1 protein-coding gene is annotated in these 339 nt (G+C 44.0%); it reads left to right on the top strand.

Annotated features, from left to right (window positions below; genetic code table 11):
• Positions 1–51: 51 nt before the first annotated feature.
• Positions 52–339: Arm DNA-binding domain-containing protein (locus ACFINC_RS11060; RefSeq protein WP_375617231.1), on the top strand; the 288-nt coding region annotated here is incomplete at its 3' end.

The following is a 339-nucleotide window of genomic DNA, read 5'->3' as shown; positions in this document are numbered from 1 at the left end:
TAACAAGTGGGATGAGTGTGTGGATCAAATTTGTATAAGAAAGGAGTAAAAATGGTTCTTATGAACCGTCTTAATGCAAGATCTGTCGCAACATTGGGGGCTGGCAAATATAATGATGGTGCCGGCTTGCTTCTTCATAAGCGTAAAGATGGAGGTGCTCAATGGATTTATCGTTATACCCTTCACGGGCGTCGTCGCGAAATGGGATTGGGAGCGTTGCGAGATGTTTCTTTAAAACAAGCCCGTGAATTGGCAACAGGATGGCGTTCTGTTTTACGTGAAGGTCGTGACCCCATTAAAGAACGCGATAAACAAAAGCGTGAGACAATAAGCAATCTC

Source organism: Bartonella sp. AP58NXGY (genome assembly GCF_042195785.1).
GTDB lineage: Bacteria > Pseudomonadota > Alphaproteobacteria > Rhizobiales > Rhizobiaceae > Bartonella.
This window is presented reverse-complemented; position numbering and strand designations above follow the sequence as displayed.